At 67.1% G+C, this 16,861-nt stretch carries 9 protein-coding genes and 1 pseudogene; 7 read left to right on the top strand and 3 right to left on the bottom strand.

What is annotated here, in order from left to right; all coding sequences use genetic code 11:
• Positions 1-20: 20 nt before the first annotated feature.
• Both J2Z30_RS27880 and J2Z30_RS27875 read left to right on the top strand, forming a co-directional pair.
• Positions 21-1,396, top strand: a pseudogene (locus J2Z30_RS27880) (IS1380 family transposase).
• Between the two features lie 469 nt (positions 1,397-1,865).
• Positions 1,866-4,142: a GmrSD restriction endonuclease domain-containing protein gene (locus J2Z30_RS27875; protein WP_044577761.1), complete on the top strand. Its 2,277-nt coding sequence runs from the start codon at positions 1,866-1,868 to the stop codon at positions 4,140-4,142.
• Positions 4,143-4,255: 113 nt separating this feature from the next.
• Here J2Z30_RS27875 and J2Z30_RS27870 read toward each other — a convergent pair whose 3' ends face one another.
• Positions 4,256-5,017, bottom strand: coding sequence for a DUF6338 family protein (locus J2Z30_RS27870; RefSeq protein ID WP_044577762.1), 762 nt, complete (start codon positions 5,015-5,017; stop codon positions 4,256-4,258).
• Between the two features lie 161 nt (positions 5,018-5,178).
• On the opposite strand from J2Z30_RS27870, the gene J2Z30_RS27865 reads away from it, so the two are divergent.
• Positions 5,179-8,019: a CHAT domain-containing protein gene (locus J2Z30_RS27865; protein ID WP_209468871.1), complete on the top strand. Its 2,841-nt coding sequence runs from the start codon at positions 5,179-5,181 to the stop codon at positions 8,017-8,019.
• A 332-nt stretch (positions 8,020-8,351) separates the two neighbouring features.
• Complete coding sequence (locus tag J2Z30_RS49915) at positions 8,352-9,149, top strand: site-specific integrase (RefSeq protein WP_245388523.1); 798 nt, start codon at positions 8,352-8,354, stop codon at positions 9,147-9,149.
• A 6-nt stretch (positions 9,150-9,155) separates the two neighbouring features.
• On the opposite strand, the gene J2Z30_RS27850 is transcribed toward J2Z30_RS49915, so the two are convergent.
• Positions 9,156-9,386, bottom strand: a complete 231-nt coding sequence (locus tag J2Z30_RS27850) for a hypothetical protein (protein ID WP_044577765.1) — start codon at positions 9,384-9,386, stop codon at positions 9,156-9,158.
• Between the two features lie 568 nt (positions 9,387-9,954).
• On the opposite strand from J2Z30_RS27850, the gene J2Z30_RS27845 reads away from it, so the two are divergent.
• The gene (locus J2Z30_RS27845) at positions 9,955-12,483 is read left to right on the top strand and encodes a hypothetical protein (protein ID WP_052701656.1); all 2,529 of its coding nucleotides are present in this window, start codon (positions 9,955-9,957) and stop codon (positions 12,481-12,483) included.
• A 463-nt stretch (positions 12,484-12,946) separates the two neighbouring features.
• On the opposite strand, the gene J2Z30_RS27840 is transcribed toward J2Z30_RS27845, so the two are convergent.
• Entirely contained in the window at positions 12,947-13,459 is a 513-nt protein-coding gene (locus J2Z30_RS27840; RefSeq protein ID WP_044577766.1) for a hypothetical protein, read from the bottom strand.
• A 523-nt stretch (positions 13,460-13,982) separates the two neighbouring features.
• On the opposite strand from J2Z30_RS27840, the gene J2Z30_RS27835 reads away from it, so the two are divergent.
• Positions 13,983-14,435: an ASCH domain-containing protein gene (locus J2Z30_RS27835; RefSeq protein WP_044577770.1), complete on the top strand. Its 453-nt coding sequence runs from the start codon at positions 13,983-13,985 to the stop codon at positions 14,433-14,435.
• A 189-nt stretch (positions 14,436-14,624) separates the two neighbouring features.
• Positions 14,625-16,841 carry a GmrSD restriction endonuclease domain-containing protein gene (locus J2Z30_RS27830; RefSeq protein ID WP_245388522.1) on the top strand — a complete coding sequence of 739 codons (2,217 nt, stop codon included), beginning with the start codon at positions 14,625-14,627 and terminating at the stop codon, positions 16,839-16,841.
• Positions 16,842-16,861 lie beyond the last annotated feature (20 nt).

Here is a 16,861-nt window from a genome sequence, read left to right as displayed (position 1 = left end):
CCGCCGGAGGCACTTTCCAGGTGAAGAAGCGTATCGGGTCCTACCCGCGTGTCCGCGTCGAGGGCGGCGGTCGCGGAGTGGTTTCGCAGGCCGGGGCGGTGCTGCTGGTCGAGACGGTCCGCAAGTCCGGTCTGGACGCGGCGCTATCGGCGGCGCTCGTGCCGTGGCGCAAACCGCGGACGGTGCACGATCCGGGCAAGGTCCTGCTGGACGTCGCGCTCGCGGTCGCGCTGGGCGGGGACTGCCTGGCTGATGTCGGCATGCTGCGGGCCGAGCCGGCCGTGTTCGGGCCGGTGGCCTCCGACCCCACGGTCTCCCGGCTGGTCAGCAAGCTGGCGTCGGGCGGACAACGGGTCCTGGCCGCGCTGCGCACCGCACGCGCCGAAGTACGCCAACACGTCTGGAAGTTGGCCGGTGATGGGGCGCCGGACGCGGACGGGCAGGTGATCGTGGACATCGACGGCGTCCTCGTCCTGGCGCACTCCGAGAAGCAGGACGCCGCCGCGACCTGGAAGAAGACGTTCGGGCACCACCCGCTGAGGGGTTCGTCGACCACGGCCGGGGCGGGTCCGGTGAGCCGGTCGTGGGCCTGCTTCGGCCCGGAAACGCGGGTTCCAACACCGCCGCGGACCACATCGAAGCCACACAACTGGCCCTGGCCCAGCTGCCGAAACGGTTGCGGCGGGGGCGTCAGACGCTGATCCGCACCGACTCCGGCGGCGGCACCCACGAGTTCGTCGCCTGGCTCGCCCGGCGCGGAAGGTGGCTGTCGTACTCGGTCGGCATGACTATCACCGACGCCATCCACCAGGCCGTCCTGAAGGTCCCGGCCTCGGCCTGGACACCGGCCGCCGAACCCGACGGCGACATCCGCGAGGGCGCCTGGATCGCCGAACTCGCCGGCGACTGCCTGACCGGCTGGCCGAAAGGGCTGCGGCTGATCGTGCGCAAGGAACGGCCCCACCCCGGCGCCCAACTGCGCTTCACCGACGCCGACGGCATGCGCCTGACGTGCTTCGCCACCAACACCGCCGGCGAGGCGATCGCCGCCCTCGAACTGCGCCACTGGCAGCGGGCCCGGGCCGAGGACCGCATCCGCGCCGCCCGCGCCACCGGCCTGCGCAATCTCCCTCTCCACGACACTGCGCAGAACCAGATCTGGCTGGAGATCGTCCAGATCGCCCTCGACCTGCTCGCCTGGATGCCCCTGCTCACCCTCACGGGCAGGGCCCGGCTCTGGGAGCCCCGCCGCCTGCGGCTTCGGTTGTTCTCCACCGCCGCCCAGCTCTTCACCACCGGCCGCCGCCGCTACCTCCGCCTCGCGGAGCACTGGCCCTGGACCGACGTAATCACGGATGCCCTGGACCGGCTCCACGCCCTCCCGAATCCCGGCTGACCAGCACCTTTCCCACCCCTGCGAACAGCAACACCAAACCGGAGCCGTGGAACCCGGCGCCCACCCGACGCGACAGACGGGCAGTCGACCTGCCCACCATCAGACACAGAGCGCGAAACGGTCTGCCAACTCCGTCGGCAGACCGTCACGAAAGATCGAGGTTAACCGGTGTCGACATGAGGCGCTTGTTGCTGCGTTTGTCGTTTCGGTACCGCGGTCCGCGCGAAACGTGCCGTGCGAGGGTCTCTCGACGAAACCACGTTGGGCACGACGATGCCCTCCGGCGAGGCTCATCGCCATGGCACTTTAAACACGCTCTAGTTGAGTCCCGCCCCCATGCATTCCTTCTTGTGGCGAGGGTCATTGGCCCTGCGTTGTAGCGTGTCCGCGTGGTAGAAACCTGATGCCGTTCCCACGCTCTGACCGCTCCCGCCGACCAGTTGCCCTCGAACGTTAGGAGTCCCCGGCTGTGCCACCTACTTTGTATCGAGACACTGGTTACACGCTCCGGCACCTGATCGAGAACATCGAAGGCGGCCGTATCGGGCTCCCCGACATCCAACGCCCGTTCGTCTGGTCCGCAGCGAAGACCCGTGATCTCTTCGACTCGATGTATCGGGGTTACCCAATCGGCACCCTGATGTTCTGGGAGACCGGCGCTGAGGTGGGGACGCGGCAGATCGGGACGGAAGCCGGCGGTCGAACACCCCAGCTGTTGGTCGTTGACGGGCAGCAGCGACTCACCGCCCTGTTCGCTGTCCTCACCGGGCGTAAGATCGTCACTAAGTCTTTCGACGAGATCAACGTTCGCATCGCGTTCCACCCGGAGGACCAAACGTTCGAGGTCACGGACGCGGCGATCGAGCGTGACGCTCACTTCATTCCGGACATCACCGCGCTCTGGGCCCGAGGTGGTTACAAGCCCACCATCCGGCAGTTCTTCCAACGGCTCGAACAGGCCAGCGGACAGCCTTTGTCGGACGCTGCCAAGGATGAGCTCGAAGAACGCATAGACAGGGTCCGGGACCTGCACGAGTTTCGCTTCCAGGTTGTGGAGCTGGGCGCTTCGGCCAACGAGGAGCAGGTCGCCGACATCTTCGTACGCATCAACTCCGAAGGCGTGAAGCTCAACCAGTCCGACTTCATCCTCACCCTGATGTCAGTGCATTGGGAGAAAGGGCGCCGCCAGCTCGAAGACTTCAGCCGCAGCGCGGTGATCGCAGGACTCCCCGGTCCGAGCCCTCGGAACGCCTTTCTGGATCCCAGCCCGGACCAACTGCTGCGCGTAGCCGTCGCTGTCGCTTTCCGGCGCGCCCGGCTGCAGCACGTCTATAGCGTCCTGCGAGGAAAGGACCTCGAAACCGGCAAGGTCACCGCCGCTCGACGGCAGGAGCAGTTCGACCGGCTCGCCCAGGCACACACGAAGGTCCTGGACCTGACCAGCTGGCACGAGTTCTTCCAGTGCGTCACGGCGGCTGGTTTCCGCAGCCGCAAGATGATCACCTCCGACAACGCCCTGCTGTACAGCTACACGATCTGGCTGATCGGACGCCACGATTTCGGGCTGACGGCCGATGAACTCCGTCCCGTGATCGGCCGGTGGTTCTTCATGGCGCACACCACCGGCCGGTACTCCAACTCACCAGAGTCACAGATGGAGTTCGACCTGGGACGCATTGGCAGTCTGCCGCCAGGTGACGGCCGTGCCTTCACCGTAGAACTCGACCGGATCATCGCAGCGAACTTCACCGGCGACTATTGGAACATCTCCCTGCCGAACCGGTTGGACACATCCTCGTCGCGCTCACCGGTGCTGTTCGCCTACCAGGCGGCGCTCAACATCCTTGACGCCGAAATCCTCCTCGGCGACCAACGAATCCGTGATCTGCTGGACCCCTCGGTAAAACCCGCCAAGGCTGTCGACCGGGACAACCTGTTCCACCGCAAGACACTCGCCAGACTGGGTATCACCGACCGGCGCCAAGTCAATGCCATCGCCAACATGGCCTACGTGACGTGGCCAGCAGACGAGCAGTCCAACACCGACGCACCACATGACTACTGGCCGAGAATCACGGACGGGATGGACCCGGAGGCGCTCGAGCGGCAGGTACGGTGGCACGCGCTTCCGGTCGGCTGGGAGCAGCTCGACTATTTCACCTTCCTGGAACGGCGGCGCCAGCTAATCGCCAAGGTCGTGAGGGAAGCGTTCGAAACCCTCACGGGAGAACGCCCTGCGTACGTCCCACCCACCCCGGCCGACATGATCGCCGCCGGCGAGTCCCAGGGCACCGAGTTCAAGGCAAGCGCCCGCTGGAACGTGCACACCCGGCAGGCCGACAAGTCCCTCCGGCACAATATCGTCAAGGCCGTCTGCGGCTTCCTGAATGGCGAGGGCGGAAACCTGTATATCGGCGTCGCCGACGACGGGACTGTCCTCGGCATCGAGAACGATCTCGCCACTCTGGAGTCACAGGCCAGCGTCGACGGGTACGAGCTCTTCGTACGCCAACTCCTCGACAGCAGCCTGTCGACCCCGACAGCGACCACCGTCCGCGTACGCTTCCCCGAAATTTCTGGCAATGTCGTCTGTCAGATCAGCGTTGCCGCGGCAGGTAGGCCGGTGTTCGCCAAGCCCGCCAAGGGTGGCAACGACGCCACCGACTTCTGGGTCCGGGTTGGCAACGCCACCAAGCAACTCCACGGCGATGACCTCCTGCGCTATCAGGAGGAACACTGGGGATGAGCTTCCTGATGGCAAGTCCGGTCCGCCTTCCCGGCCTCCTCGTCGACCAGCTTGAACACACAATGGTCCGCGCGCGTCACTCTTCGTCGGCCGTGCCGGTGCTGGTGTCCGGCTCAGCGGCCGGGGGCGGCGTCGGCGGAACCTGCGTCGGCTCGGGCCGGCTGCCGACGGGCCGGTACCCCCTCTTCCCGTTGGGGTCCAACTGCGGTCGTGTCTCGGTCACCTGCCGTGTCTCCCTGTTCGGCCGCAGGAGGTACCTCGACGAAGTCGAGGAACTCCACGTCATCCATCCGAATATAGATCCCGCCGGAACGCGGCAGCGGACGTTCGAACAATCCGGCGCTGGACACGGCCCATGTGGTCTGCAGATACAGGTCTGCGGCTTCCGGGTAGCCGGAGGTATAGGACTTCTCCCCGTAATACCCGCCCACCCAGAGGCCACTCTTCAGACGGGCACGTACCAGACAGTGGCTCCGACGCTGAAAGACCTTGTCCCATGCTGTGGGGATCGGGTCGTAGGTGGACCGGCTTCCTCGCGAGCCCAGCCATGAGGTGAGCCAGGCGGCAGCGGCCGGCACCACGATCAACAGGGTTGTCGCTGTCAGTGCGGCGATGCGAGGGTTGTCGGCCGTGCCGGTCAGCCAGCCCCGGCGGCGGTCGTAGACGAGATGCACCAACCACGGGCCGGCGAGCAGGGCGTAAAGGGTGTCGAGAGCGATACCCGCGGTCACTGCTCGGAGTATGCGCTCTCCGAGGTCTCTGTGGCCCGGGACCGGCCCACGGGCGCGTTCGCGGACGAACTGGTAGGTCATGCCGGGGAGTACCAGAAGAAGAACGATCACGACCTGGGTGACCGTGGTAGGCGCGTGCGGCATCGTCGTATGCCCTTCCGAACAGCGGGTGCAGGATCCTGGCGACCTGATGGCCTGATGTCCCCTGATCCTGCGATGACTTGCGGGTACCCCGGACATACTGGCGTGGCGATTGCTCACTGTCGGGGAGGCCGGGACGACTGATGCGGGACCATCTGCTTCGCATGCGCACCACATGGGTCGACGGCCTCACAGCGCGGGTCTGCCACAAACTCAGGCCCGAGACATGCCGTTCCGACATGTTCCCCTCGTGGGTCGCGGATGACCAACTGGCGCTTGCCACCGTACTGTCCCGCATCGCCGCGGACGACATCGGATGCAACTCTCCGCAGACCATCGGTGATCGGCTCCAATCGGCTGGCCTCGTCCTCTCAGAGGTACCCGGATCGATGGTGGCCCGTGACCTCGTCATGCCTGTCCTGCACACGGTTCGCAGTGGTGGCGTGCCGTGGGAACGGTGGTGGGACGTGGGCGGACTGCATGCCTTGCTGATCGAGTTGTGGGCGGGACGACGGCTCTCGACACACTCACCGGAGAAGGTCCGCGGCGCACTCACGGCGGTCTGGTCCCTTGAGGACGACCGCCTTGTCGACACCGTCCTGGACAACGCTGAGGATCCCTTCGCCTTCCTGCCCCCGGATCTCCTGCACGAGTCCGCCACCGGAACGGCGACGGCGTGCGCGCAGTTCTTCGTCACCAGAGGCTTGATGAAGATCACCCTCCCTGATGCTTTTCTGAGCACAAGGCCGGGGCTGGCAGACAGGCCGGATCTCACGGAGGTCGTGAAGCGCTGGCACCACCGCGTTGGACTGGAAGACACCGTGCATCGGGTCAGGGACCTCTCACCAGAACTCTTGACGGGTTTACGCAAGGACCTCGACGCGTGGGATGCCCAGATGGGTCAGCTGGCATCTCACCTCACAGCACATGAGCTCAAGCTGATCGTGCCCATGACAGAGGATGAACGATACGGAGGGGAGTGCCTTCGGGCGGGCTGGGGCATGCATCGAGCCGAACTGATATCAGATGACGCCTTGTTGTGGCAACCGGATTCCGTCGCCCGGAACTCCTCGGTACCCGACTGGATGGCCGAGGAAATCATTACATGCGGAACCCGCTTTCTCCACAGACAGGCAGGTCCTCACCCCGTCTGGCTGGCCACAGTGGAGACGGAAACGCATATCGCGGCCGTGCGGGAGTTGATGAAGCCGCCAACACGGTATGGCATCGGAGTCGAGGACTACGGTGACGGTCTGAGGTTGTGGTTCGAGTTCCCCACGCTTCCAGCCGACCCCGACCCTCCGTTCCGGGCTCCGTACACCTACTCCCTCTCCTGGGTGGAGCACGCTTGGGAACTGCTGCATCTTGCGACCGTTGGTTACGCCCGCCTCAGCATCGTCCGGCTTGTCGGCGACGGTGAGCTCAGGGCCGTGGGCAGCATCCGACTCGGTCTGCCGGAAGAGGTGCGCGCCCGGTCCAAGGAAGCCGCGATAGCGGCGCTCCGCCGACTGGTCGGGGACGAGACGCAGATGATAAACCAGAGGATCGCCTTTGAGGGCCACGATCAGGCCGCAGAGGTCGCCTTCCAGATCTGCGAAACGGCGAAGGGCGAGGACATTCATGACGAGCTAGCCCTGGAGTCCGACGGCGCTGAGTACCAATCCTTCATGACATCCGCACGCCACCTCGCCCGGGTACGTGCTCGGCATGCTGCTGGTCTGCTCGACGGGGAAATCTCATTGGAGGTGGGCGCGGAGTTGAAGGCCGCTGTCGAGGGCAGGCAGCGCACTCTGGAACTCCTTCGGGCGGCCACGGGGAGAGGGAACGGCATGGCGAGGTCGAGTGGCCATTCCGGCAGGCCCTTGATGGATGAACAAACGGCGTTCGTCCACCTCATCAACCGGTACGGAACACTTCAGCTCGCGGTCTGCCGGACTAGTGCGGGCCACTCACACTTCGATCTGGTTACGTGCGAGGAGTTCCCCCTCGGACCTCTTGCCAGCGCGGTTGATGAATGGACACGGCAAGTACCGGATCAGCCGCGACGTGCGTGGCACGACTATCTGGAGCAGTTGGTCGCCGAGTGCGGTGGGCCGGCACAAGCCATCATCGAGACGGTTACGCCCCATGAAGTCCGCCGGTTGGTGCTCAGCCCCACGGCCCCGCTAGAGCTACTGCCTCTCCACGCAGCGCCGCTTGACAGCGCGCGCACCTCAACCTTGTTCGATGCTTTCACGCAGGTGGTCTACGCCCCTACGGCTCGACTCGTGTCCGCTATCGAGAGTTCCCAGCGGCATGCGGCCGTGGTCGAGGTGTTGGTGGTGGCACACGGCGGTGGTCACCTCCCCGGCATCGAGCTGATCGGCGGGCCACTGTGCGAAGCCGACGTGATCGCCGGTCTCCACGACAGAGTGGAAGTTCTCACGCAGGAGGAGGCGACCCCGGACCGCGCTCTACACATGATGCCCATGGCTCGGATCGTCCACATCGCGGCACACGGCCTCACACATCCGAATCGCTGGGCTGCCGGACTCGCTCTGCACGGCGGTTCACTGGGGACGGCAATGCTTACTTCCAGCGGGGTCCTCGCAGACGGGGCCTTCTCCAGTGTCGACCTGGTCATCCTGAACGCTTGCAGAACGGGCACACACGAAGGCACCGGTCGTACTGTGCAGACCTTGCGCAGCATCGAGTCCGCGTTTCTTGCCCGCGGCGCAAGAGCAGTGATCTCCACTCTGTGGGACATCACTGACCTGCAAGGCGTCCTGTTCTCCGCTGTGCTTCACGCACACCTCGGCGTCGGCTCGGACTCCAACACCGCTTACGCCGACACCATCCGCTACCTACGTGAGCACCGGTGGCGAGTGTCCTCGGAGGCAGGTCCGGTGTGCGCCGCCGAATCAGCAATCGACGCGATGCTTCCGGACTGGCGAAGCCACCTTGACCAACAGGTCGCCGACAACCCGCTGTTCTGGGCTGCATTCAAGATCACCGGGGTTGCCTGAGCCGCATCTCCATACCGCTCCCCTTCGGCATGCGGTCAAGCTCGGAGCTGCCCACACCGGAAATGTGAACCGCCCCGCCAGCGGTAGCAGGCCGCGGGTGCGCGTCGGCGGCTTGTCGACCATGTACGGCGACCTTTCCGTTCTGATCCAGGGGTCGGCTGATGCGCAGTTGAAGGAATGGTGTCAGCGGTGGGGGTGGCCGGGGTTCCGTCGGAGAAGCGGATCGGGGCGCCGTTGGCGAGCGTGCGCTGAGACCCCCGCAGGCCGCGGAAGCCGACGATCAGGTCCGCCCGCTCCCCTGGAGAGATCACCAGTAGTGCGTCCCCAGGGGCGTGCGCGGAGAGGGCAAGTGGGAGCACACCGGCCGCAGCTACCGGAGCATCGCCCGCTACTGGCATGTCCTGGACCCGATCCTCAAGGGGTGGCTCGCGGACGGTACCGAGAGCCTGCGCGAGATCACTCAGGACGACGTCAAGCGCGCCATCGCCACCCGCAAGGGGACGCCGGCCCGCTCGATCCACATCGTCCTTCGGAACGTCTTCCGGGCCCTTCGGCAAGAAGGTGTGATCTTCCGCGATCCCACCCGCGGCCTCGTCTTCGCAGGGATCAACAAGCCCCCACCTTCCGTGCCCTCGGACCGGCTGGCCAGCGTCCTCAGCCACGGGGAATTCCAACGCTTCGTGATGGTGCTGGTCTGCGTTCACGCGCTCAGCGGCACCGACATGCGCCACCTGCTACTCACCGACCTCGACCTGTCCCGTGAGCGCCTCATCGTCCGGCGCCCCGGCAAACGCCACATCATCTACCTGGACGAACTCACCTACCGTTGCGCCTCCGCGTGGCTGCGTGAACGTCACCGCCGCTGGCCGGTAACCACCAACCCGCATCTGCTGATCAACCGATGGACTGCGGTAGACACCACTCACTCGCTCATCGGCACCACGTTCACCAACATCTTCCGGCCCACCGGACTCACGATGCCGGCGCTGCGGCAAGACCGAATCCGCGATGAGGCGTTCGAGGTCGACGACCCGCTCCACCTGATGCGCCTGTTCGGCATCTTCTCGCAGACCGCCATGCGGTACATCACCGCGGCCCACCCTGAACGCACCGCGAAGCTGCCCCGGTAGACCACGCTACGGGGCGGGACCTACCGGGGCACCGGAGCTGGGGGTGTGGAGGGCGGGTGGCGGGAAGGCCTCGACCGCGGCCAGCAGGTCCTTCGCCGCGCGCCTCAGGTCTGGCGGGTCAGGGGCGCCGGGCAGGCTCAGCAGCGCGTCCGCCGCACTGCGCACACACGCTGCGGCAACCTTGTCCGGCCGTTCCATCAGCGAGCCGGTCAGGACCCGGTACGCGTCCCGCAGCATCCCCAGCGCCCGTATGCCCGACGCGCCCCGCGCGGTCAGGGCCTTCCCCAGGTCCTCGTCGATTTCGGGAGTTCGCCCGCACCCGTGAGCGGCGTCTCATTGCTCACCAGTGCACCGTAGAGCCGGCCGGACCACATCGGGGCCAGAACCAGGCACCCCGTCGCCCACCGCCGCACGGCTACCTCAACCCAGGCGTCCCGCAGTCTGGTTGCGGCGGCCGCTCACCTGATTGGGTGAACTCAACGGCTCTGGGTGGTGGTTGTGTCGCGGACAGTGGCAAATTCCGTGCTGCACGTCGGTGGCTCATCACCGGCGTCCGCCTCATGCCGCCTCCGGCGGAGCAGGAGCAAGCTGCGAGAGGTCCAGGCGCCACCGAGGCGCTGTTGGGGCTGATCGTTCTTCGGACGCTGGCCGGTGGACCGTACGGGGCGAGGACCGCCGCACACCCTCACGGTGTCGGCCCGATTCCTCGTCGGCACGAGGCTTCGGCACTCGGGCGCGTGACACGCTCCCGATGGTCGGGAGTTTCTGTGCTCGCCCGGGATGCCCCGGGTGGAAGGACGACACCATGGCCGTGAAACGGTCCGACGACATCTACCCGCAGATCGGCAACGCCCTCTGGGCCGACCGTCTGGCGGACGCAATCGAGAACACCTGCGCGGACTACGAGGTCGTACCGCCTCCGCGGCAGGCGATCCTCGAGGGTCTGGCCGCCGCGCTCCCGGACACCGAGATCAAGGCCCTGATCGCCACCCAGCGCGGCAGGAAGGTCCTCAAGCCCACCGTCTGCCGGCCCGCGAAGGCCGGCGACGAACAGGTGCTCCTGCTGACCTGCGATGTCCACGGCGCCGCGGTGGTTCCGTGGGACCTCAACGACCGCACGGCCAGCTGCTGGTCGTCGCCCGCCCCGGAGGCCAGCCAACGCGTCAAGGACCTCGTCGCCGTCGAGCTAGCGCTCCAGGACGCCGCGAAGGGCGCGAAGTCCGCCGAGAAGGAGCGGGAGGCGCTGCGCCGGGCGCCCGGGGACGACACGTACGCGTCGCAGGCGTTGGCGGCGGCCACACAGAAGCATCAGGACGCCATCCGTCACCTGCACGAGCTTGAGGCCGAGAAGCACGCTCTGCTCGCCGCGCTGGGCCACCGGCGGCCGCGCCCGGTGGTGCGCGCCGTCCATGAGGACGGGCAGCCGAAGGCGGCGCTCACCCTCGCCGAGCAGCCGTACGCGGTGGCCGTGCACATGCAGCGGTACGCCGCCGATAACCTGAAGCGCGCCGGCACGAAGCGCGGGTACGACCTGGCCGAGTCCCTCGCGGACGCGGGCCAGCTTTCCAAGGGCATGAACGTCCTGCAGCAGTGGCAGATCACCCACGCCGACGGCACGGTGTCGAAGCCGTGGCGGCTGGCTGCGGTGACGGGGAACAACCGTGCGCTGGCCCGGTTGGATGTCTTCCGGGTACGTCCGGAGCACCTGGTCATGGGCATGCCGCAGTCTCTCGTGCCCCTGCCGAAGGACAAGAAGGACGGCCCCGAGCCCCTGCTGCTGAGTCTGCGGGAGATCCTGAACCGCCTCTCTGCCCGGCTCAACCGGGATGGTGCGAAGCCGGAGACGGAGGCGACCGACCCGTCGCTCCGGGCGGCGAAGATCGCCACGGTGTCCGCGGAGATCGTGATCGGGTGCACGAATCCCGAGGCCCTGGAACACGTCCTGCGGGCCCTGAACGTCAACGACCACCTGCGCGGCATCCAGCCCTACGACGAGGACGCGCGGCTGATCGCCCTGTTCGCGACGCTGGTCGACGCCTACGCCAGGGAGTCCCTCCTCGCGGACGCGCTCGCTGAGGCGTTCCCCGACGCGCGCGGGGCGGACCTCCTCGATCTGACGGGGGTGCGCGACGCGCTGACGGTCAACGGGCCGCTCGATCCGCTGGAGCCGCTCGTGCCCGCGGGCGCCGACGTCTCCCCGGTCGTGCTGCGTGACATCGCGGTGCAGGCCATCACCGCCCTGGTGTTCCCCGGGATTCCGCCCGAGGCGCCGCAGCAGGCGAACGGGCGCACCGTGCGCGACACCGGACGGTTCTGGCCGGTCGTCAGGGGGACGCTGCAGGAGCCGGCGTGGAGCCAAATCCGGGCGAAGGCAGCCGAAGGGCGTATGCGTCTGTGGTCCGCCGCCGTCGCGCAGCTGTTCGTGCACCGGGGCAACATCCTCTCCGCTCTCGGCCTCTTCGGCACCACGGAGACCAAGGAGGGCGCCGGACAAGATCCGAGGCCACTCACGGAGCTGCTCCTCGGGGCGGAGGCCGGTGACGCGACCGCCTGGACCGCCCTGGTCCGGCGGATGACACCGGCGCTGATCCACGCTCCGCAGCCGTTCATCACCCCGGGGCAGGGCAGCGAGGCCAGCGATGGGCGCAAGGGAGTGCGCCGCACCCCCAAGAGCGCCCTCGCCGCCTTGACACTGGCGTACACGGTGGGCGCGCCAGGTGTCAGCCGGGCCCTTCTGCTCGCGTTCGCGAAGGCAGTGCTGAAGCACCCGGATGCGCCGCGGCCGCCCGAGCCGGACGATGGCACGCCCCTGATCTGTTACGGCGAGCAGCATTGGGCCGAGGCAGACCGGACGGCGATCACTGCGGGGATGGTGATCGCCCCTGACACCGAGGGCCGGCCCACCCGTTACGTCGCCGACAAGGCGTGGTTCGACGAGCTGTTCCCCGTGAGCCTCGGTACCCCTGCGCCGACCGCGTCCGCAAACTCCGCCGACGCACCTGCGGGCGCCGGGAACACCGCGGACGCCGACGCCCCGCCCATCGCGCACGGCGAGGCGGCCCCCGACCCGCGCGACCAGCTCGCCAAGCTGCGCCGGGAACTGCCGGCGCGGGTCGAACTCGCCGAGGGGAATTACCAGAAGGCGGTGGACGCCTCCCACGCCCTGATGACGGACTTCGAGGAGGCGCACCGCCTGCGTGTCCAGCTTGAGGAGGAGTCGCTCCCGGCCGAGCGGCGGATCGAGTGGATGGAGAAGCTGTCGAAGGCCCGGGCCGCGGCGCAAGCCAGCGTGACGACGCTCGAACAGGTGGAAGCGCTGATCCTCAAGGTCTGACCGGTCAGATCGGGTACGGGCGGGCCCTCGGCACGGTCGAGGGACCGCCCCCTCGTTCCTGCTCCGCGAACACCGCCCGCCCGCAACGGCCTCGAGGCACAGGTCCGCGGTCAGATACCGCTCCTCACCGTGCCCCGAGCGCTGGACGACGCCACGGTCAGCGCGATCGTCGGTCGGCCGGTCGACAGATGGGAACAGGCCCGTCTGGTGCTTGAGGTGATCGAGGCCGAGCACGGGATGACCGCGGGATGGCGCCGCAAGGTCGCCGAGATGGCCCGCCTTGCCCTGGCGCGCGCGAGGCCGAGGGAGCTGAGCGGCTGCCCGAGGCCATGCTGCGGGACCTGCCGACCAACGGGGACGCGGCGCCTGGTCCTGCTGCGGGCCGGGCTCCTGGAAGAGGCCGGCAAGCCCATTCGGTTCCCCCTGAACGAACCGCCAAGCTGCCCCGGTGACCGAGCCCAGTTCAGGCGTCCTGGGAGCTCTCGGTACTGTCCTTGGACTCGGCCATCACTCTGCCGCCGACGAAAGCCACACCGAGGGCGACTGCGGCGGTAGCGCCGACCAGCACCTTTTTGAGCGCCCCATCCAAGAACTGCTTGTTCTCGCTGTCCTTTTGAGATTGCATCCTTGCAGTTTCCTGGATCTGCTCGATCAGAAACTTCTTCTCTTCCCGGCCCAGGTCGTCTTTGCCGAGTTCGCCCTTGAGGATGTCCCTGACCTCCTGCCAGGCCCGGTGGACACGCTCCTGACTTTGGTTGTTGGCTGAGAACGTAGACTGGTGCGCTCTCTCGATGGCACTCACAGCATCCTTGGCGAAGTTCTTGAACGCGGGGAACTGTTCGACGATCTTGAGAGCCACCTCGGTGTCCATGTTGGGCATCATGGCTGCGAACCTGACCATCTTATCTTTGGAGAGGTTCCTCCAGGACTCGATCCCAAGCGCCTTCATGATCTGAGCTTCGTTCTTGTACTTCATGCCACGGACCCCCTTGACTTCAGCCGGGCAGCCATGGGGGCAAAGGCCCACAGACGCCGCCAATCGCTCCAGACCCCCTGGGCTGATCTGCCTGTAACCTAACGCGAGTTGGCCCCGAACCCATGCGTCTCCTGACGCAATGCGGCCGCTCGGTCCGGTTCGAGCTCTACCGAGTCTCAGATTCTGTGAACTGGCGCGCTTTCGCCTGTTCGCGCCTCGATGAGGTTTTGGTCAACGAAGCGGACGCGTTGTACGACCGCTTCCGCCACCTCGGAGTCTTCGACCGAGCACAGGTCAGGAACATCGCACTCCGCCACGAGGGACGCGTGATGGCACTCCGCTTCTCCGATACACAATTGTTGTCGCGCCCTGTGCCTTTGGCTCGTCTCCGGCACCTCGCCGAGGCGCAGGGGCATAAGTTGTCCCTGCGGTCGAACTTCCGGATCAGCCCGCGACTGTTCCGCGCCGTGTATGAGGAAGGGCACGCCAGACCGTGACACCGCCATCGAGGAAACCGGTCCTGATGTCGATCCACCCGCGCTTCGCCTCGGCGACTCTCGACGGCACCAAGACCGTCGAGCTGCGTCGGCGTCGGGTCGCCTTCCCGCCGGGAACCCTCGTGGTGCTCTACGCCTCCGCACCCGAGATGGCACTGGTCGCCACCGTCCGCGTCGACACCATCGTCACCGCTGAACCAGGCCACCTCTGGAAGAGCGTCGCCACCCGATCCGGAATCACCCGGCGCGAATACGACCAGTACGCGGCCGGGGCCGGCGCATTGTCGGCGCTCTTCCTCGATCCCCCGAGCAAACTGCCCGCTCCCGTGCCGCTCACCACGCTACGCCGAGCGTGCCCGTCCTTTACCGTCCCGCAGAGTTACCGATATCTGAACGTGGAAGAACTCAAGTCCATCGCAAGCGCCGGCGCAGCAGGTGCCGAACTCCTCCAGCGGGTCATCGACTCCGGCTCTGCCTGATCAGGAAGCCAAGGGGCTGTCCGGGACACTGTGGTGTACGCGTGTCTGGACAAGGGCTGACCCGACGGCCGAGCGCCCGGGCCGCCCACCGCGCACTCCCCGGGCTGCTTCGAACTCCACGTCTGTCGGTGCGAGGCCATAAGGTTTTCCCGCACGCTTCGACCGCATCGAGCACCAGTGGGGGCCACTATGCAAGCCAAGGAGACGCTGTTAGCCGACCTCGTGCAGGGACGCGCCCAGCAGTTCCAGGTGCCGCTCTACCAGCGGACGTATTCCTGGACGGAGAAGCATCTGAGGCAGCTGTGGAGCGACATTCTGGAACAGGCCGAGCTGCTGGAGTCCGGTGGGAAGGCCAACACGCACTTCCTCGGCTCGGTCGTGCTCGCCCCGTCCCCGCAGAACGAGGCCACGTTCCCCCGCTGGCTCGTCGTCGACGGTCAGCAGCGGCTGACGACACTCGCCCTCGCCCTTGCCGCGATCCGTGACCACATTGCCAAGGACCAGCCTGAAGAGGCCGAGCGCATCGATGAGGAATACCTGATCAACAAGCGCAAGAATGGCAACGACCACCTCCGGCTGCTGCCGACCCAGGCCGACCGGACACAGTTTGCCGCTCACATCCGCGGTGCGGTCACGGACCAGGTCGCTGGCGGCGGCGTCGCGGCGGCGTACGGCTTCTTCCGCCGCAAGCTCGTCGAGGCAGAAGACCCTGCCGCCCCTCAGGACGTGTTCCGCATCGAGCAGGCCATCACCTCCCGGCTCACACTGGTGGCGGTGACCGCCGAGCGCGGCGACAACGTGCACCGCATCTTCGAATCTCTCAACAACACCGGACTCAAGCTCAGCCAGGCGGACCTGCTGCGCAACTACCTCTTCATGCGGCTGCCCACTCGTGGCGAGCACGTCTACGAGACCTACTGGCTACCGCTGCAGGACAGCCTGAGCAACGACGAGCTGGAACAGCTCATGTGGCTTCAACTGGTGCTCGACGGGGACGACCGGGTCCGCCGCCAGGACCTGTACACCGCTCAGCAGCAGCGATTCGAGCACGGGGAGGTGGGCGAGCCGGAGATCGAGGCGTACATCAAGGAACTGCACCGCCACGGCACTCTCTTCCGCCGGATGCTCCACCCCGAAGAGGAGCCTGACGCATCGGTCCGCGCCCATCTGCACCGCCTGGACGCCTGGCAGGCCCAGGTCACCTACCCCGCGCTGATGCTGCTGCTCGACCGGCGCGAGCGCGGGGAGCTCGACTCCCCCGCCACGGCCCGCGCCATGTCGTACATCGAGAGCTTCCTGGTCCGCCGGATGATCTGCCGGGTGCCGACGAACAACCTCAACCGGATCTTCCAGGCCGTGCCCGGTCAGCTCCCGCTCGACGTGCCGGTCGACCAGGGCCTGCACCAGCTCCTCTCCGCGGACAACCGCTTCTGGCCCGACGACGACGAACTGCGCGAGAAGGTCCGCACGGCTCCCTTCTACCAGTACGGGCGCTGGCACCAGCGCAGGATGGTCCTGGAGCGGCTGGAGGAGAGCTACGAGCACCCCGAACCGGTGGACTTCGCCGCCGCTCAGCTCACCATCGAGCACGTCATGCCGCAGTCGCCCGGTGACGAGTGGCTGGACATGCTGCGCGAGGACGCGGCCGACTCGGAGAGCACGGAGGACCAGCACGCCCGGCTGCAGCACATCCTCGGGAACCTGACCCTCACCGCGGTCAACTCCGAGCTGTCCAATCACCCCTTCGAACGCAAGCAGGGCTTGCTACAGGGCAGCCACCTGGAGATGAACCGCCGTATCGCCGCCACCGAGCGCTGGGGAGCCACGGAGATCCTGGCCCGCGCCGACGAGCTCGCCGAGCGCGCGATCGGACTGTGGCCGGCCCCACTGCGCGGAGTCGGCCGAGCCGAGCGCAGCCGGGACTGGCATCTGGCCCACCAGGTGCTCGCGGCGCTGCCGCACGGCACATGGACCTCCTACGGCGACCTCGCCGCGTTCCTCGGCTCCGGCGCCCAGGCAGTAGGCACCCATCTGGCCAACACGTGCGCCGTGGCCAACGCGTACCGGGTACTCACCTCCGACGGAAAGGTCTCCGACGGCTTCCGCTGGGCGCCCCAGGACACCGGCGGCGACATCCGCGCCCGACTGGCCGCCGACGGCATCCGCTTCACGATCTCTGGAGCCGCCGATCTGGCGCAGCGCCTCACCTCCGACGATCTCGCCCTGCTGATCGCCGGCGCCGACGAGGACCAGACGGACGGCGAAGACACCACACAGGACACCGCGACAGCCGGCCAGGGCGAGGAGACACGCGCAGACCGGTTCATCCGCCAGCTCACTGCGGACGACTCCCCCGAAACGGTGGAGGCGGTACGCACGCTCCTCCCCTCGTCTGCCCATCGATAGAGAATCCGGGACCGGAGCAT

Origin of the sequence: Streptomyces iranensis (assembly GCF_017874715.1) — a bacterium.
Lineage (GTDB): Bacteria > Actinomycetota > Actinomycetes > Streptomycetales > Streptomycetaceae > Streptomyces > Streptomyces iranensis.
The sequence above is the reverse complement of the archived record's forward strand: the minus strand, read 5'-3'. Positions and strand labels throughout refer to the sequence as shown.